This is a genomic window from Rhodococcus sp. HNM0569, assembly GCF_012726205.1.
In the GTDB taxonomy this organism is placed as follows: domain Bacteria; phylum Actinomycetota; class Actinomycetes; order Mycobacteriales; family Mycobacteriaceae; genus Rhodococcus_F.
This window is the reverse complement of the sequence record NZ_JAASAE010000001.1, coordinates 170,422-188,204: the sequence shown is the minus strand read 5'-3', so window position 1 is coordinate 188,204 and position 17,783 is coordinate 170,422. Positions and strand designations below refer to the sequence as shown.

General features: G+C 67.9%; 12 protein-coding genes and 1 pseudogene. 7 read left to right on the top strand and 6 right to left on the bottom strand.

Annotated elements, in window-relative coordinates; all coding sequences use genetic code 11:
• The first annotated feature begins 2 nt into the window (after positions 1–2).
• The 4 genes and pseudogenes from HCA44_RS00885 to HCA44_RS00870 all read left to right on the top strand — a co-directional run bounded on the left by HCA44_RS00885 (position 3) and on the right by HCA44_RS00870 (position 7,568).
• Positions 3–3,146, top strand: coding sequence for a helicase-related protein (locus tag HCA44_RS00885; protein WP_169646651.1), 3,144 nt, complete (start codon positions 3–5; stop codon positions 3,144–3,146).
• Positions 3,146–4,879, top strand: coding sequence for a DUF1998 domain-containing protein (locus HCA44_RS00880; protein WP_169646650.1), 1,734 nt, complete (start codon positions 3,146–3,148; stop codon positions 4,877–4,879). The genes HCA44_RS00885 and HCA44_RS00880 overlap by 1 nt, the downstream gene beginning before the upstream one ends.
• Positions 4,880–5,168: 289 nt before the next feature.
• A pseudogene (locus HCA44_RS20840) lies at positions 5,169–5,729 on the top strand (helicase); the annotation flags it as partial.
• Between the two features lie 912 nt (positions 5,730–6,641).
• A complete protein-coding gene (locus HCA44_RS00870) occupies positions 6,642–7,568 on the top strand; it encodes an exodeoxyribonuclease III (RefSeq protein WP_169646649.1) in 927 nt (308 codons plus the stop codon).
• 9 nt (positions 7,569–7,577) lie between these two features.
• On the opposite strand, the gene HCA44_RS00865 is transcribed toward HCA44_RS00870, so the two are convergent.
• From HCA44_RS00865 to HCA44_RS00840, 6 genes are all read right to left on the bottom strand, one after another.
• Positions 7,578–7,814, bottom strand: a complete 237-nt coding sequence (locus HCA44_RS00865) for a hypothetical protein (RefSeq protein WP_169646648.1) — start codon at positions 7,812–7,814, stop codon at positions 7,578–7,580.
• A 190-nt stretch (positions 7,815–8,004) separates the two neighbouring features.
• The gene (locus HCA44_RS00860; protein ID WP_169646647.1) at positions 8,005–10,113 is read right to left on the bottom strand and encodes a 3-hydroxyacyl-CoA dehydrogenase NAD-binding domain-containing protein; all 2,109 of its coding nucleotides are present in this window, start codon (positions 10,111–10,113) and stop codon (positions 8,005–8,007) included.
• Positions 10,114–11,328, bottom strand: coding sequence for an acetyl-CoA C-acyltransferase (locus HCA44_RS00855; protein WP_169646646.1), 1,215 nt, complete (start codon positions 11,326–11,328; stop codon positions 10,114–10,116).
• 142 nt (positions 11,329–11,470) lie between these two features.
• Complete coding sequence (locus HCA44_RS00850) at positions 11,471–12,301, bottom strand: mycofactocin-coupled SDR family oxidoreductase (protein ID WP_169646645.1); 831 nt, start codon at positions 12,299–12,301, stop codon at positions 11,471–11,473.
• A gap of 136 nt (positions 12,302–12,437) precedes the next feature.
• Complete coding sequence (locus tag HCA44_RS00845) at positions 12,438–13,661, bottom strand: ribonuclease D (protein ID WP_169646644.1); 1,224 nt, start codon at positions 13,659–13,661, stop codon at positions 12,438–12,440.
• A gap of 77 nt (positions 13,662–13,738) precedes the next feature.
• The gene (locus HCA44_RS00840) at positions 13,739–14,332 is read right to left on the bottom strand and encodes a DUF3000 domain-containing protein (protein ID WP_169646643.1); all 594 of its coding nucleotides are present in this window, start codon (positions 14,330–14,332) and stop codon (positions 13,739–13,741) included.
• Between the two features lie 237 nt (positions 14,333–14,569).
• Between HCA44_RS00840 and hemE the strand changes: the two genes are divergently transcribed.
• The 3 genes from hemE to hemQ are packed head-to-tail and all read left to right on the top strand — an operon-like array spanning position 14,570 to position 17,771.
• Positions 14,570–15,637, top strand: a complete 1,068-nt coding sequence (hemE, locus tag HCA44_RS00835) for a uroporphyrinogen decarboxylase (RefSeq protein WP_206037553.1) — start codon at positions 14,570–14,572, stop codon at positions 15,635–15,637.
• Positions 15,634–17,001 carry a protoporphyrinogen oxidase gene (locus HCA44_RS00830; protein ID WP_169646641.1) on the top strand — a complete coding sequence of 456 codons (1,368 nt, stop codon included), beginning with the start codon at positions 15,634–15,636 and terminating at the stop codon, positions 16,999–17,001. Before hemE ends, HCA44_RS00830 begins: the two co-directional genes overlap by 4 nt.
• A gap of 59 nt (positions 17,002–17,060) precedes the next feature.
• Positions 17,061–17,771 carry a hydrogen peroxide-dependent heme synthase gene (gene hemQ, locus HCA44_RS00825; protein ID WP_169646640.1) on the top strand — a complete coding sequence of 237 codons (711 nt, stop codon included), beginning with the start codon at positions 17,061–17,063 and terminating at the stop codon, positions 17,769–17,771.
• The last annotated feature ends 12 nt before the right edge of the window (positions 17,772–17,783 follow it).

The following is a 17,783-nucleotide window of genomic DNA, read 5'->3' as shown; positions in this document are numbered from 1 at the left end:
ACATGGCGGAGGATCTGGGCCCGTGGTACGAGGCTCGACAGGAGATCGTCGATGAACTCGAGCGCGAACTCATGGGGCCCGATGATGCGACACCGCTGGATGAGCGCCCACTGAACCGGATCGTCGTGGGAGTCCTCCATCCCCGACCGGACGGCCGGATCGAGTACGTGCCGAAGATGGAGTCGGAGGGCTCACAGTCAGACCGACGCGGTGCCGGCTCAGTCGAGGACGAGGACAACGAATCGGCTGTTGCTCTGTCGCACGCCATCAGACCGTCATCGTTCGGGCTGACATTCACCGTGAACGAACTGGAAACCGCGGCTGTGTCCGTCGGGGTGTCTGCGCGGCGGTATCGGGAAGAGGATGGGCGTTGGCATGCGGTGGACATCGCAACCGACGCGGATCTGAACATCGACACCGGTTTGCCACGACGAATCGGTGAACAGATTGGTGATGAACCCCTCAGGTTGGTTGGGATTGTCCGTGCTGCGGTCGATGGAATGGTTCGGATCACGCTGTCGCTTGTGAACACCGCGAAGCCGGGCGAGCCGGGCAAAGCCGACGCGCAGTGTTGGTTCAGGCCGCGCATCACGGTTCGGGCGACTCCGGGGCAATTCGTTGACCGCAGGCGACCCCGGGAGAGTCTGAGTGAAGATCCGGACACACGCTCGACGGACTTCCTGTACCGCAACGAACCTGCACTGGCGATCGGTCACGGTTGTGCCGTGATGTGGGACAATTCGGCCGAGCGGGTCGACGAGCTGACCACGACCTTCGTTCCGTTCCAGGACGTACGGCTCGCACGCCCCTCCGGAGGTGATGCCGACGATGAATTCGGGACGTACGACCTCGACATGGAGAAGCTGGCGACCAGCACTGACCGCGCGCAGCTGTTCGAACTTGCGGCATCGTACGAACGGTGGATAGCGGCTCGATACGGTGACGCGGAGGCCATCGCCCAACCGCATCGCCGGCAGGCACTCGCGCACGTCGACCTCGCCAAGCAATGTGCCGAACGGATCCGTGCTGGCGTCGAGATCCTTGACGAACCCGCAGACCCACTGGTGGGCCGCGCGTTTCAGTTGATGAACGAAGCGATGCTGGATCAGCGACGAGCACAGGACCGCGCGCGCGGTGCGACGTCCGATGCGCAGCGATGGCGTCCATTTCAGATCGCGTTCATCCTGATGAATCTGCCGGCCATGGCACGAAGCACACACCCCGACCGCGACATTGTCGACCTCCTGTGGTTTCCCACCGGTGGTGGCAAGACCGAGGCATACCTGGGCTGTATCGGCTTCACGATCCTGCTGAGGAGGCTCCGACGCCGCAATGACGGCGGAGTGTCAGCCATCATGCGTTACACGCTCCGGCTGTTGACGAGGCAGCAGTTCGAACGTGCAGCCGGCCTGATCTGTGCCCTCGAATTGATCCGCCGCCGAGAGATTCCGAGTTCCGTCGAGATCTCCCTTGGACTCTGGGTGGGCGACAAGGCAAGTCCCAACAAGGTCGAGGACGCGCAGCGGATTCTGAACAGCATCGCCTCGGGGCATCAACCGGAAGGGTCCACCCCGGTTCAGTTGCTTCGGTGCCCGCGGTGCGGAACTGCGATGGATCACAACAACTACGAGGTGATCGACAAGTCACGACTGGAGATAAGGTGCTCCTCCTTTGCGTGTGAATTCAGCGACCGATTGCCGCTCTACGTCACAGATGACGATGTCTACCGAGTGCGTCCGTCTCTGTTGATCGGAACGGTCGACAAGTTCGCGATGATGACCTGGCGTCCCCAAGTGGGTGACCTTCTCTCCGTCGACGGACCGCACTCTAGGCCCGACTTGATCGTGCAGGACGAATTGCACCTGGTCTCGGGGCCATTGGGAACGATGGTGGGACTGTACGAATCCGCGCTCGACCTGGCTTGTGCGAAGGATGGTCGACCGAAGGTTCTTGCGTCCACGGCGACCATCCGTCGCGCCGAGCGTCAGGTGCGGAATGTGTTCGACCGGGGATCGGTTCAGTTCCCGCCGCCGGGGCTGGACCCCGAGGACAACTATTTTGCCGTCGAAGCCACGCCCGAACAGAAGGGCACCCGGCGATACGTCGGTGTCATGGCTCCCGGAACCAGTCAAGCAACGCTCCTCGTCCGGGTGTATTCCGCCATACTGCAAGCGGTCAATGAGCTGGACGTCGAAGATTCTGTCCGCGACGACTACTGGACGTTGCTGGGATATTTCAACAGTCTGCGAGTCCTGGGTTCGACATATCTTCAGGTGCTTGACGACGTTCCCGACCGCGTCGAGGTGCTCGCCGCGCGCAAGCAGACCGGCGCCCGAGACGTGTCGCCAGAGCCTGTCGAGCTCACATCACGTGTCGATCAGACGAGGATCCCGGCCGCGATGGCTCGCCTGGAGACCTCGTACCCCGACCCGGGAAGTCCGGATGTGGTCCTCGCGACCAACATGATCTCCGTCGGGCTGGATATCGACCGCCTGGGACTGATGGTCGTCGCAGGACAGCCCCAGAGCACATCCGAATACATCCAGTCGACCAGCCGTGTGGGACGTAGGCATCCAGGACTGGTTGTGGTCGCCCTCAACTCGAACAGGTCGCGGGACGCCTCGCACTACGAATCGTTCATTCCGTTCCATCGAGCCCTGTACCGCGAGGTCGAGGCGACTACGGCCACACCCTTCGCATCCCGCGCCAGGGACCGCGGGGCGCACGGGATGTTGGTTGGCGCGGTTCGCGTTCTCGTCGCCAGCCTCCGCGGCGACGCTTCGGCAGGTTCCATCGAGAGGTACCGGGAGGAGATCGGTGGCTTGATCGACTCTCTTGTCGACCGTGCGCAACGCATCTCGCCTGAGGAAGCCGAGCCATTCCGTGCCCAACTGTCGGCGCTAGTTCGGGATTGGGAGGAGGCAGCCGATGCCGGGTTGGTGGACCGGTACGGGGCGTTGCGGCCGCCCCAGGCGGCGGCCGCCGCTTCTGACGGACACCCCCTGCTGGCCCCCACCGGGGGAGACAACTCCCGACCGGGCAGTTTCCCGGTGGGCGAGCCGCCCTGGCCCGCATTGTCGAGTATGCGTGACGTTGATGCGGAAACACGCCTGTATGTCAAGAACCTCAAGGGAAGTGGCAGTTGATGGCGATCACGAAAAAGATCCGCAAGTCCCCGCCGATCAAGACCTCGATCCGGCGCACGCACATGGTCACCACCTACGGTGTAGGGTCACTTCTGCCCGTCGAATCGGAGAGCTTCATGATCGCGGGACTCGATCACTGGAGGGCTGACAATCGGCTGCAGGTCGACGAGCGGCGATTGTGCGAACTCCTAGGTGTATCCCGCCTGCTCGCGCCTCCCGGTGGCGAGGTTTCGGGAATGGTGCCGATGGTTCGCTTTCCTGAGTGGGTGTCCTGTCCGAAGTGCAACAGGCTGGACAGGTTTGGTCGCCTTGCGGACAAGCCTAAGGGCGAGTACGTAAATCGTTGTCGGTTCTGTATCAGCCCCAAGCTCGTTCCATCGCGGTTCGTGGCCTGTTGCCCGACGGGGCACATCCAGGACTTTCCGTATCGCTATTGGGTGCACCGCGGAACGAGCATGAGTGACGAGGGCGGCCATTCGATGAGGATCATCACGAATCCCGCGGATTCCAGTCTTGCCGGTATCACGATCAAGTGCGAATGCGGGGCTTCGCGATCTCTACAGGGGGCGCTCGGGAGCGGATCGTTGTCGATGCGGTGTGGAGGCCACTCGCCATGGCTCGACAAGGACACGGAAGAATGTACCGAGCGACTGGTCGGGCTCCAGCGCGGTGCTTCCAACGTGTGGTTCGCGGATGTGCGTTCTGCACTAACCGTGGACCGCGACCTGACGAAGGCCGAAGAGGTCCTCGAAAAGATTCTCTCGGAACTCGATGGCATGCGTGAATCCGATGTGACCGTGTACCTCGGAATCAAGGCACGGCAACACGAAGTCGACGAAAGTGAGCTCGTCTCGGCCTATCGGACTGCCAAGTCAGCCAGGCCCAGGGACTACGCCGAGGCGAGCAGGGAGCTCCGGGCGGCTGAGTACGAGGCGTTGGGTCGCCTCCATCCAGAGGATGACGGGACCAAGACTTTTGTGTGCTTCCCGTCCGACGTTTCCCCAACCGACCGAGCTGGTGATCTCATCGACCTGGTCTCGCGGGTTCCTCGACTTCGGGAAGTGCGTGCACTCAGCGGGTTCGCGAGGGTGAGTACCTCCCAGGTGAAGTCAGGTGCACCCGCGGGGTCCTTGTCCCGAGCCAAAGTGGGGTGGTTGCCGGCGATCGAGGTTCTCGGAGAGGGCATCTTCGTTCGATTTCGAGACGACGTATTGGCGACTTGGGAGACGTCTGAACTGGCGCGGGGTCGCTCACAGATGTTGCAGGATGCCGCCGAGGCCGCGGCTGGCCAAGCGTTGCCACCGATTTCGCCACGCTTTCTCGCCTTGCATTCGCTGTCGCACTCCGTGCTTCGTCAGCTGGCGCTGGACACGGGATACCCGGCGTCGTCGATCCGAGAGAGAGTATACGCGGAACCCGGACAGGCGGGCGTCCTGCTCTACACGGCAACCGCGGATGCGGCAGGAAGTCTCGGGGGCCTGTGCTCGCACGGCAGGGTCGACAACATCGCCAAGATCATCGAGGCGGCAACTGAGGCAGCACATTGGTGTTCGGCTGATCCGGTGTGCCTGGAGGCCGTTGCCACCGGCGCGGGTGCCACGAACCTGGCTGCGTGTCATTCGTGTCTTCTTGCGCCCGAGGTCTCATGCGAGCACCAGAATCGGTACCTCGATCGAGTGTGTTTGGTCGGAGACGGGACGCCGCGTAGCGGTTTACTCCTGTACCGATCGTGAGGTGAGCCCCCCAGGGGTGGGGCGGGTGCTTCCCGATCGCCATTGCGCAGACACGTGCGGTTTACAGGGATTGCACCTGCCAACTCGCTGATAGCCTGCTCGATGCAGTGAGACGGATGCGTACAGGGCGGTGTGGTGAAGAATCTGGCGTTGCGCGGCCGGGCCGGGAAAATCAAGGGGCGGCGGGTGGCTGGAATCGGGTTGTCGGCTGCCGATATGGAGAGTGTGGCGCGGCGATGATGTACGAACCGAATTCTGGCTTCATTCAGACGGCTTCACCCGCAAAGGAATTCACGGCCGCCCCGGCTCGATTGTGATCGTCCGTGACGAAGACTGGCTGGTCACCAAGGTTGAGGCCACGCTGGACGGGTTCTTCGTGCACGTCACGGGCCTATCTGAACTGGTCCGTGACACCGAGGCCGTGTTCTCCACGGCGATCGACGACGTCGAGGCAGATCCGACGAAGGTGTCGGTGGTCGTCGACACGTCCGACAAGTTCCGCCGGTCGCGGCTGTGGCTCGAGTCGATGTTGCGTAAGACGCCGGTCGCGGTCGCAGATCAGGGCCTCACGACGGCGCATCGCGGGCTGGCGAACCATCTCGAGTACCAGATGAAGGCGGTGCGCAAGGCCCTCGACCCGGACAAGCTTCGTCCGCGCATTCTGCTTGCCGATGCGGTCGGCCTCGGTAAGACGCTTGAGATCGGCATGATCCTGTCGGAGCTAGTGCGGCGCGGTCGCGGCGAGCGGATCCTGATCGTGACTCCGAAGCACGTGCTGGAACAGATGCAGATGGAGTTGTGGACGCGGTTCGCGTTGCCGTTCGTCCGTCTCGACTCAACGGGTATCCGCTGGTTCTCGCCGACGCGCGTCGCGTCGTATGGACTCCGGCGGCTGTGGAGAGCGACGGTGCCGTCGATGTCGACCAACCACGCGACAGGTAGGGGTTCGGTGCCCAAATCCTCGGTCACCGAAGGCCGGCCTCGGTTGGCAGTCCAGTCGCCGCGCGCGGTCTTAGGTCGGCGAATGGGTGCCGTCGAGGGGTCATTCAGACACTCTATGGCGAGCTCTTGGCCGTCGCGACTCTCACCGTATTCCGTAGTGGAGATAGGCAGTTCCGTTGGCGAACCGTTGCTGGTCACGTAGATCGAGATCGAGGCGAACATCATGGGGCAGGCCGGGTTTCCCGCCGCCGAGAACGACGGGATAGACCAGGAGATGATGTCGTCGACCAGTCCGGCAGTGAAGGCGTGCTGCGCGATCGCGGCCCCTGCGATCCCGAGATCGTGCTCGGACGTCTCCTTCAGGCGCTGCACCTCGGCCGTGTCGAACTCCCGCTCCAGGCGGGTGCGGGGCGTCGAGACGGATTCGAGGGTGTGCGAGTAGACGATCTTGTCGGAGTCGCGCCACACCTCGGCGTACTCGTGGACGTCGAAGGGGAGGCCGTCGCCTGCGCCGGGTTCGAGTCCCATCGTCTGCCACACCGCCAGTGCCTCGTACATGCGGCGGCCGTAGAGATGGGTGCGATTGCCGCGCTCGAGCTCGGTGATGAAGTCGAAGACGTCCTTCGCCGGCGCGGTCCACTCGAGACTGCCCTGAGGGTCCTCGATGTAGCCGTCGAGCGAGACGTTCGCCAGGTAGTTCAGCTTCGCCATGATGCCTTCCACACCGATGGTGCCATCGTAGGCGGGGCGAGCCGAGCGTTTCGGGCGAGGACGCGCCGGCTAGTGGCCGTGTCGGACCACGAATCTAGACTCGACGCCCGTGCGTATCGCGACCTTCAACATCAACGGGATCCGTGCGGCGCAGCGCCGTGGGTTCGAAGCCTGGCTGCGCGAGCGTGAGCCCGACGTCGTCGCACTGCAGGAGGTGCGGGCACCGGCGTCGGCGATCCCCGACGGCGTGTTCGGCGAGCACCACCTCACCTACGAGGAGGGCACGCTAGCGGGCCGCAACGGCGTCGCCGTCCTCACCCGCAAAGAACCCGAGGCGGTGCGCGCGTGGAGCGGGACGGCGCTGCTGCGCCATCCCGGCGACGACCACGTCGAGGCGGTCGACCTCGCACCCACGACGCTCGCGCGGGGACTGAAGGAGTTCGCGGACGAGGGCCGCTACGTCGAGGTCGACCTCGCGGACGCGCCGATCACCGTCGCGTCGCTGTACCTGCCGAAGGGTGGACTCCCGGCGCACCTGCAGAAGCCCGGCCGCATGCGCGAAGCACCCGACGGGGGCGCGCGCTACGAACGCAAGATGCGGTTCCTCGACGCCTTCGCCCGGCAACTCGCACGGTCGCGGCGCACCGCCCGCGCCGCGGGCCGAGAGTTCCTCCTGATGGGCGACCTCAACGTCGCCCACACCCGCTACGACGTCCGCAACTGGCGCCGCAGCAACCAGGCCGAAGGGTTCCTCCCCGAAGAACGCGAATGGTTCTCGTCCATCGTGTCGCCGCGCACCCTCGTCGACGTGGTGCGCCGGCACCACCCGGACGTCGACGGCCCGTACTCGTGGTGGTCGTGGATGGGGCAGTCGTTCGCGAACGACGTCGGCTGGCGCATCGACTACCACCTCGCGACGCCCGCCCTCGCCCGGGCATCGATCACGGCGGGCACCGACCGCGACCCGGCACCCGACCGACGCATCAGCGACCACGCACCCGTCGTCGTCGACTACGACCTGGACTCGCTGGGATAGACCTCGGCGTCAGCGACCGGATTCGCGACACAGCGCGCGACGGAAGTCCTCGTGCGGCTCGAGAACCGAGACGCTGCTCCCGTCGAGCGAGGCGTAGGCGTGGGTGACGGTGGCCGGATCGACGAACTTGAACGGCGCATACACGACCGGGTCTGCCCCAGCCAGTGTGCACCTGTTGGATGACTGAAGAGGAACGTCGATGGCCAGGCACAGTGACGGGCGGAGGAATTGGAAGATCTCCGACATCGTCAAGCAAGTTCTTCGGATGCAGTTGCTGTGGGGCGGGTTGGGGCTCCTGACGGTTGCGGTGATCATCGTTGTCCTCGAGACCACCGCGCTCGGTGGGAGGTGATGAGCGCAGACAAAGCGCAACGGCCGCCGCACCTTTCGGTACGGCGGCCGTTGTGGCTCAACCAGTGGGCTTCAACCAAGAGCCTTACTTGACGCTGGCAACTCCGGGCTCGAGGAAGCGCTTGCCGTTGACTGCTTCGGAGACGCCTTCACGGTCGAGGTACGGCGTGATGCCGCCGTTCCAGAACGCGAAGCCGCCGCCGAGGATCAGGCACAGGTCGATGTCCTCGGGGGCCGCGACGACGCCCTCGTCGAGCATGATCTTGATCTCCTCGGCGAACGCGCGCTGCGTGCGCTCGAGCACCTGCTCGGCGGTGGAGGGGTTGTCGCCCTGCGTCCACAGCTCCGCGACCTCGGGGTCGACGGTCTGCTTGCCGTCGGCGCCGTAGGTCCAGACGCCGGGCTTGCGCGCCTCGACGATCGCCTCGAGGCCGGGGGAGGGCTTGAACCGCTCCGGGTACGCGGCGTGCAGGGTCTCGCCGGTGTGCAGCGCGATGGCCGGGCCGACGAGCGCGAGCAGCGTGAACGGCGTCATCGGCATGCCGAGCGGGGCGACGGCGTTGTCGGCGACGTCGAACGGCGTGCCCTCGTCGACCGCGCTCATGACCTCACCCAACGTGCGGGTGACGAGGCGGTTGAACACGAAGCCGGCCTTGTCGGCGGAGCCGACGGCGGACTTCTTGAGCGCCTTCGCGGTGGCGAATGCCGTTGCGAGCGTGGCATCGTCGGTCTTCTCGCCCTTGATGACCTCGAGCAGCGGCAGCACCGCGACGGGGTTGAAGAAGTGGAAGCCCACGACCCGCTCGGGGTGCTTCAGGTCGGCTGCCATCTCGGTGATCGACAGCGACGACGTGTTGGTCGCGAGGATCGTCTCGGGCGAGACGTGCTCCTCGACCTCCGCGAACACCTGCTTCTTGACGTCCATGTTCTCGAACACGGCCTCGATCACCCAGTCGGTGTCGGCGAACGCGGCCTTGTCGAGCGAGCCGCGCACGAGCGCCTTGAGCCGGTTCGCGGCGTCCGGCGACAGCCGGCCCTTGCCCTGCAGCTTGTCGATCTCGTCGTGAACGTACTTGACGCCCTTGTCGACTCGCTCCTGGTCGATGTCGGTGATGATGACCGGCACTTTGAGCTGACGCACGAACAGCAGCGCGAGCTGGCTCGCCATGAGGCCGGCGCCGACGATGCCGACGCCGGTGACCTTGCGGGCGAGCGACTTGTCGGGCGCACCCGCGGGACGCTTCGCACGCTTGTTGACCAGGTCGAACGAGTAGAGGCCCGCCCGCAGCTCGTCGGTCATCAGCAGATCCGCGAGCGCGTCGTCCTCGGCCTGGAAGCCGACGTCGAGCGACTTCGCGTCCGACAGGTCGGTGTTACGCGCGAGCTCGAGCAGCTCGATCGCCTTGACGGCGGCGGGGGAGTAGCCGCGCGTCTTGCCCTCGACGATCGCCTTGGCGCGGCCGATCGCGTCGTCCCACTCCTTCGCGTCGAAGGTGGGACGTTCGACGGTGATCTCGCCCTTGACGACCTGCGCGGCCCACGCGAGGGACTGCTCGAGGAAGTCGGCCGAACCGAACAGCTGGTCGAAGACGCCGAGGTCGGCCGCCTTCTTGCCGTTCAGCATCCGGTTGTTGTTGAGCGTGTTCTCGACGAACACGGTGACGGCCTTCGACGGACCGACGATATTCGGCAGCAGCTGCGTGCCGCCCCAGCCGGGGACGAGGCCGAGGAAGACCTCGGGCAGGCCGACGGCCGCGACATTGTCGGCGACGGTGCGGTACTGGCTGTGCAGGGCGACCTCGAGGCCGCCGCCGAGTGCGACGCCGTTGACGAACGCGAACGTGGGCACACTCGACTCGCGCAGGCGGCGGAACACCTTGTGGCCGAGCCGGCCGAGCTGCACACCCTGCTCGCGCTCGGTGATCGCGGGGACGCCCTTGAGGTCGGCGCCCGCGGCGAAGATGAACGGCTTGCCGGTGACGGCGACCGCGACGGGGTTCGCCGCGAAGGCATCGTCGAGCGCCTTGTCGAACTCGGCAAGACCCTTGGGGCCGAAGGAGTTCGGCTTCGTGTGGTCGAACCCGTTGTCGAGCGTGACGAGCGCGATCTGCCCGTCGAGGCCGGGCACGGACACGAGCTTGGTGTACGCGTGGGTGACGACCTCGTCGGCGAACGCGTGAACGATGTCGGTCATTTACTTGACTCCCGCTTCGTAGTCCTTGTGGTTCGGGTTCTCCCAGAGCACCGAGCCGCCCATGCCGAGACCGATGCACATCGTGGTCAGGCCGTAGCGCACATCCGGGTTCTGCCGGAACTGGTGCGAGAGCTGCGTCATCAGCCGCACACCCGACGACGCGAGCGGGTGGCCGCACGCGATGGCGCCGCCCCACTTGTTGACGCGCGGGTCGTCGTCGGCGATGCCGAAGTGTTCGGTGAACGCGAGCACCTGCACCGCGAACGCCTCGTTGACCTCGAACAGGCCGATGTCGTCGATCGACAGGCCGGTGCGCGCGAGGAGCTTCTCGGTGGCCGGAACCGGGCCGATGCCCATGACCGACGGGTCGACGCCCTTGAACGCGAAGCCGACCATGCGCATGCCGACGGGCAGGCCCAGCTCGGCTGCGGTGTCCTCGCCCGCGAGGATCGACGCGGTCGCGCCGTCGTTGAGACCGGCGGCGTTGCCCGCGGTGATGCGGCCGTGCGGACGGAACGGCGTCTTGAGCTTCGCGAGATCGTCGACCGTGGTGCCGGGCCGCGGCGGCTCGTCCTCGGTGGCGAGGCCCCAGCCCTGCTCGGAGCGCGTCGCGACGGGTACGAGGGTGTCGGCGATGAAGCCGGCCTTCTTCGCGGCGTCGTACTTCTCCTGCGAGCGCACGGCGTAGGCGTCGGTGCGCTCCTTGGTGATCGACGGGAACCGGTCGTGCAGGTTCTCGGCGGTGTTGCCCATCACCAGCGCGGACGGGTCGACCAGCCGGTCGGCGAGGAAGCGCGGGTTGGGGTCGGCGCCCTCACCCATCGGGTGATGGCCCATGTGCTCGACGCCACCGGCGAGCACGACGTCGTACTGGCCGAAGCCGATGCCCGACGCGGTGGTGGTGACGGCCGTCATCGCGCCGGCACACATGCGGTCGATCGCGAAGCCGGGGACGGTCTCGGGCAGGCCGGCGAGGATCGCGGACGTGCGACCGATGGTCAGTCCCTGATCGCCGGTCTGGGTGGTCGCGGCGATCGCGACGTCGTCGATGGCCGCGGGATCGAGCTGCGGGTTGCGACGAAGCAGTTCGCGGATGGTCTTGACGACGAGGTCGTCGGCACGGGTCTCGGCGTACATGCCCTTCGGGCCGGCCTTGCCGAACGGGGTGCGGATGCCGTCGACGAAGACCACATTGCGTTGGGTGGGTGAAGCCACGCGAAATCCTCCTGGTGGAGCGTAATCGGATCCGGCTCACGCCATGCGTGTCCGGCCTCGTGGCTCAGCCTACCCCTCGTTACCGGCCGGTAACTTGATGGGTCACCGCGTCGTGATGTGCCCGTTCGGAAGGCCGCGCGGCTCAGAAGTACTGCGCGCCGCCGTCGACCGACAGATGCTCGGCGGTGATGAAGCTCGCCTGGTCGGAGACGAGGAAGGCGACGGCGTCGGCGATCTGATCGGTGGACGCCGAGTACTCGTTGAGGAAGGGCGTGCCCATCGGCGCGAGCCGCGGGTTCGCCCCGTTGGTCTGCTCGATGCGGGTGCGCATGTCGCCCGATCCCATCGGCGAGTCGACGGCGCCGGGATGGACGCTGTTGACGCGGATGTCGTGCGCGCCGAGTTCGGCGGCGAACGCACGCGTCATGCCGGTGATCGCGTGCTTGCTGGTGGTGTAGTGCACCATGAACGGCTGCATCTTCTTGCCCGCGTACGAGCTGATCAGCACGATCGACCCGCCGCCGCGCGTGACGAGATGCGGGGCGGTGGCCATGACCGTGTTCCACACGCCGGTGACGTTGATGTCGATGTGGTCACGGAAGATCTCGGGCGTCGACTCGTCCCACGTCGCGGGGATGCAGATGCCGGCGTTCGCGACGACGACGTCGAGACCGCCGAACTGCGACACCGCCTCCGACGCGAGGGCCTTCAGGCCGTCGAGATCGCGTACGTCGCCCTGTCGCAGCAGCGCCCGCTTGCCCTCGGCCTCGACGAGCGCCGCCGTCTCCCGCAGGTCCTCGGGCGTCGGCGACTCGTACGGGACGCCGGGCAACGGGCCCGCGAGGTCGACGCCGACGATGTCGGCACCTTCGCGCGCCAGCCGCACCGCGTGCGCCCGGCCCTGACCGCGCGCCACACCGGTGATGAATGCGACCTTGCCTTCGAGCTTCGCGTTGCCTTCGACGTCTGCCACGGTGTCCCTGCTCCTTCTCGAGTTCGCCTACTGCGTCGGCGCCGGGGCGCCGTGGTCTCGACGATATGTCTCGATCGAGTGTGGGAACAGACCTATCGGTCACCGGGTGGGACGGTGACCGGGTGGGACGGTGCGTTCAGTCGGTGGCGCCGTCGACGAGGGTGCGGGTGAGCACCGGGACGACGAGTTCGCGCTGCCACGGCCGCGCTCCGCCGCCCGCGAGGGTCGCCTCGAGATCGGCGGCACTGCCGCCTTTCCAGTCCCACACGGTGCGGCGGACGAGCTCGGGCCCGGCGAGATTCTCGACGGGAACCGACACCTGCTCGGACAGTTCGGCCAACCCCGCACGCACCACGGTGAGCCGTTCGGCCGCCTCCGGGTCGACGCGCGACCAACGGCTCGCGGGCGGCGGCCCGGTGGTGCGGGGGCTGCGCAGGGGCAACTCGTCGTCCGGCAGTGCGCGCGCCTTCTCGAGTGCCTCCATCCAGATGCGGCTGTGCCGGCGTTGGCGCGGTCCACCGAACACCGGCAGGGCGCGCAGCGCGCCGACGGACTTCGGGTCGGCGCTCGCCGCCGCGATGATCGCCGAATCCGGCAGCACCCGGCTGGGCGACACGTCGCGCTTGCGGGCCAGCGCGTCGCGCGCCTCCCACAGGGCCCGCGCCGCGGCGAGCTGACGCGGCGACTTGAGCGAGGTGATGTGCGAGAGGCGACGCCACCGGTCCGGCTTGGGCGGCGGGGGACCGGCGAGACGCACGTGCTCGAACTCCTCGAACGCCCACTCGGTCTTGTGCTGCCGGTCGAGCTCGCCCGCCATCGCGTCGCGCAGGTCGACGAGCACCTCGACGTCGAGGGCCGCGTAGTTCAGCCACGCGTCGGGCAGCGGGCGCGTCGACCAGTCGGCGGCGCCGTGCCCCTTCTTCAGCTCGAGCCCGAGCATGCGCTCGACGATCGCGGCGAGCCCGACGCGGTCGAACCCCGCGAGCCGGCCGGCGAGCTCGGTGTCGAACAGCCGCTCGGGACGCATCCCCAGATCGGCCAGGCCGGGAAGGTCCTGGTCGGCGGAGTGCAGCACCCACTCGAGCGGGTTGACCGCCTCGACGAGCGGCGCGAGCGAGTCCGCCGTCGGAATCGGATCGAGCAGCACCGTGCCCGCACCGGCGCGTCGGAACTGCACGAGATACGCGCGGGCCGAGTACCGGAAACCCGACGCCCGCTCGGCGTCGACCGCGAGTGGGCCGGTGCCGCGGGCGAGCGCCTCGGCCGCCTTCTCGACGCCGTCCGCGGTCGCGACCACCTCGGGAACCCCGTCCGCGGGAGCGAGTAGCGGGACGGGCGTGGCGTCGGGATTGTCGGACATGGCTTTCGACAATACGTCCACCGGACGAACTCGTGCAGCGTCCGACCGCCCGAAGCCGTGCGAGCCGGGGCGCCCGGTTACCGGCCGCCGAGCGAATGCAGCCGCGCGATGCCTGCGGGCGGAAGACCCGCGGCGTAGGCGAGGACCTCGCAGAACGCCTCGACATGCGATCCGAGGTTCGTGGAGTTCGCCGTCCACGACGCCCGCAGTTCGAGCTGATGTGCACGGGGCGGGCCGACGATGTCGCCGTAGCGCACCGACGTCGTCGCCGTGACCGTGCCGCCGAGCGCCGTCATCGGTTCGGGCTGCGACTCGAGCGCGTCGACGAGCCAACTCCACGCCACCTCCGGCAGCAGCGGGTCGTCCGCGACCGCGGCCTCGAGATCGGCCTGGATGTAGGCGACCAGACGCATCGTGCCGTGCCACTGCTCGTCGCCCTCGGGGTCGTACAGCAGGATCAGCCGGCCGAACGCGTCGCCCTCCGAATCCTCGGGTACGACGTCCGATTCGGCACGCGTGACCTCCGCGCCGATCGCATAGCTGTACGGTGCCAAGCGTTGCGGCGGCCGAATCGGACCCAGCTCGATCTCGGCGCGCACGCGCGCCGATGCCATCGCGTCGACGGCGGCCCGGAACTCGGCCGGATCGGTCGACGATCCTGAAGTCGTCACAGCCGTGCAGGGTAGACCCGTCGACGGGGACGTGGCAGGAGGCGCGCCGCCGCCCCGTCGTGTCGGCGAATCGGGCCCGCCGTGTCGGCGAAATCGGACGGCCGCGGCTACTGGGTAGGGCGCCCGGCATGGCAGAGTGAACGAGGACGATGCCCGGCCGTACGGACCCGGCCGGCGAACAGTACAGCGCACAGTACAGAGGACGTGATGAGCGGGTTGGAGAGCACGAACGCGGGTATGCCCGAGAGGCAGCAGTACCCGTCGCGGCGGTCACTCGACGACGCCCCGTTCCTGGCCGCGGCCACCGGGCGCACGCCGGCGCGACGCCCCGTGTGGTTCATGCGTCAGGCCGGGCGGTCACTGCCCGAATACCGTGAGATCCGGTCCGGTATCGGCATGCTCGAATCATGCTTCGATCCGGCGCTGGTGTGCGAGATCACGCTGCAGCCCGTCCGGAGGCACGGCGTCGACGCCGCGATCCTGTTCTCCGACATCGTCGTGCCGCTCAAGGCCGCGGGTGTCGACCTCGACATCGTCGCCGGACGCGGCCCCGTCGTCACCGACCCGATCCGCACCCGCGAGGACGTCGCGGCCCTGCCGAGACTGAACGCCGACAGCGTGGGCGCCGTCTCGCGCGCCGTCGAGATGCTCGTCGACGAACTCGGCGAGACGCCGCTCATCGGCTTCGCCGGGGCGCCGTTCACGCTCGCGTCGTATCTCGTCGAAGGCGGCCCGAGCCGCAACCACGAGCGCACCAAGGCGCTCATGTACTCCGACCCGCAGACGTGGCACCGGCTCGCGGGCACGCTCGCCGACACCACCATCACCTTCCTGCAGGCGCAGCTGCACGCGGGCGTCGACGCGATCCAGCTGTTCGACTCGTGGGCGGGTGCCCTCTCGCCCGCCGACTACCGCGAGTTCGTGCTGCCCCACTCCGAGCGGGTGTTCGCCGAGATCGAGGACGCCGGCGTGCCGCGCATCCACTTCGGCGTCGGCACCGGCGAGCTGCTCGGGATGATGGGCGAGGCAGGCGCCGACGTCGTCGGCGTCGACTGGCGGGTTCCGCTCGACGAGGCGCAGCGCCGCGTCGGCGCGGGCAAGGCACTGCAGGGCAATCTCGATCCGGCCGTACTGTTCGCGGGCGACGACGCGGTCGCCGCACACGCCCGGCGCATCGCGCGCGAAGCCGACGCGGCGGTCGCGGCGGGAGCGACCGGCCACATCTTCAACCTCGGGCACGGCGTCCTCCCGGACACCGATCCCGGCATCCTCACGGCCCTCGTCGACCTGGTGCACTCGCTGTGATCGCTCCCCGCATCGCCGTCGTCGGCGGCGGGATCTCCGGTCTCGTCGCGGCCTACCGGTTGCGTACCCGTCTCGGCCCCGACGCCGACATCACGGTCATCGAGCGCTCGCCGCTGCTCGGCGGCAAACTGCACACCGCGATGCTCGCGGACGAGCCGGTCGACGTGGGCGCCGAGGCGTTCATCGCCCGCCGCCCCGAGGTTCCCGAGCTGCTCGCCGAGCTCGGCCTGGCCGACGAGATCGTGCACCCCGGCGACCTCGGGCCGCTGCTGTGGTCGCAGGGGGCGCTGCACCCGGTGCCGAAGCCGACGCTCATGGGCATCCCGGCCGGTCCCGAGCCGCTGCACGGCCTCGTCGACGACGCGACCGTGCGCTGGATGGCCGACGAACCGACGCGTCCGTTGCGCTGGGAGCCCGGCAGCGATGTCGACGTCGCGCGCCTCGTCGGCGACCGCTTCGGACGCCAGGTCGTCGAACGCAGCGTCGACCCGATGCTCGGCGGCGTCTACTCGGGCCTGGCCGACTCGATCGGCGTGCGGGCGGCACTGCCCACGCTCGCCGACGCGCTCGACGCCGGCGCCCCGTCGCTCACCGACGCCGTGCGCTCGGCGCTGCCGACGCCGAAGCCGGGCCCCGTGTTCGGGGCGCTGCGCGACGGCTACGGCACGCTGCTCGCGGCCCTCGAACGCGAAGCGAAGGTGCACGTCGTGCACGCCGAAACCACCGGCCTGCGCCGGCTGCCCGGCGGGTGGGACGTCGACCCGATCGGTCCCGTCGACGGCGTCATGCTCGCCGTCCCGTCCACCGAACTCGCCGCGCTGCTCGTCCCGATCGCACCCGGCGCCGCGTCCGGTGCGGCGTCGATCCCGCTCGCGTCCTCCGCGGTCGTCGCGCTCGCGTTGCCCACCGACGCCGGGGTGCCCCGCAACACTGGCATCCTCGTGGCCTCCGACTCGCCGCTCGCCCCGAGCGGCGCCGCGAAGGCGTTCACGATGTCGAGCCGCAAGTGGCCGCACCTCGCCGAACGCGACGTCACCCTCGTGCGCGCGTCGTACGGCAGGTTCGGCGACGCGTCGATCGTCGACGCGTCGGACACCGAACTGATCCACGCCGCGATCCGCGACTTCGGCACCGTCACCGGCGTCACCGTCACCCCCGTCGACGTCGCCGTGCACCGCTGGCACGGCGGGCTGCCGCAGTACCTGCCGGGGCACCTCGATCGCGTCGCGGAGATCGAGGACGGCGTGGCGCCGCTGCCACGGCTCGAGGTGTGCGGTGCGCTGCTGCGCGGCGTCGGCGTGCCGGCGTGCATCGCGACGGCAGGCGCCGCCGCGCAGCGTCTCGCCGACGCGCTCGACGCCTGATCGCGGCCGGACGGCAGGGCGTAGCGGACGACCGGGGGAGCGGTTCTACACTGGACCGCATGGCACGCGCGCACACTGGCAAACTCGACTACGAGGCCCTCAACTCCGAGATCCGCTACTCGATGATCTCGGTCTTCCGCGCCACCCCCGGCGCCCTCGGCGACGATCGCGAAGCCGCGATCAAGGACGCCCGCGTCTTCTTCGAAGGGCTCGCCGACAAGGGTGTCGTCGTGCGCGGTCTCTACGACGTCGCGGGCCTGCGTGCCGACGCCGACTTCATGATCTGGACGCACTCGCTGAGCCTCGAGGCGCTGCAGGCCGCGTACGCCGACTTCCGTCGCACCACGAACGTCGGCAAGGCGAGCACCCCGGTGTGGAGCACCGTCGCGCTGCACCGCCCGGCCGAGTTCAACAAGAGCCACATCCCCGCCTTCGTCGCGGGCGAGGAGCCCGGCGCCTACATCTGCGTGTACCCGTTCGTGCGCTCGTACGAGTGGTACCTGTTGCCCGACGAGGAGCGTCGCACAATGCTCGTCGACCACGGCATGGCCGCGCGCGGCTACCCGGACGTGCGGGCCAACACGGTGCCTGCGTTCGCGCTGGGCGACTACGAGTGGATCCTCACCTTCGAGGCACCCGAGATGCATCGCATCGTCGACCTCATGCGCGATCTGCGTGCCACCGACGCGCGTCGGCACGTGCGTGAAGAGGTTCCGTTCTTCTCGGGACCGCGCGTGGACGTCGACAAGCTCGTCGCCGCCCTTCCGTGACGCACGCCCCCG

Excerpts from the sequence above, each read along its gene's own strand:
- HCA44_RS00885 (WP_169646651.1), top strand. The coding sequence starts at position 3 with ATGGCGGAGGATCTGGGCCCGTGGTACGAGGCTCGACAGGAGATCGTC.
- HCA44_RS00880 (WP_169646650.1), top strand. The coding sequence starts at position 3,146 with ATGGCGATCACGAAAAAGATCCGCAAGTCCCCGCCGATCAAGACCTCG.
- HCA44_RS00865 (WP_169646648.1), bottom strand. The coding sequence starts at position 7,814 with ATGTCGGAGATCTTCCAATTCCTCCGCCCGTCACTGTGCCTGGCCATC.
- HCA44_RS00860 (WP_169646647.1), bottom strand. The coding sequence starts at position 10,113 with ATGACCGACATCGTTCACGCGTTCGCCGACGAGGTCGTCACCCACGCG.
- HCA44_RS00845 (WP_169646644.1), bottom strand. The coding sequence starts at position 13,661 with ATGTCCGACAATCCCGACGCCACGCCCGTCCCGCTACTCGCTCCCGCG.
- hemE (WP_206037553.1), top strand. The coding sequence starts at position 14,570 with ATGCCCGAGAGGCAGCAGTACCCGTCGCGGCGGTCACTCGACGACGCC.
- hemQ (WP_169646640.1), top strand. The coding sequence starts at position 17,061 with ATGGCACGCGCGCACACTGGCAAACTCGACTACGAGGCCCTCAACTCC.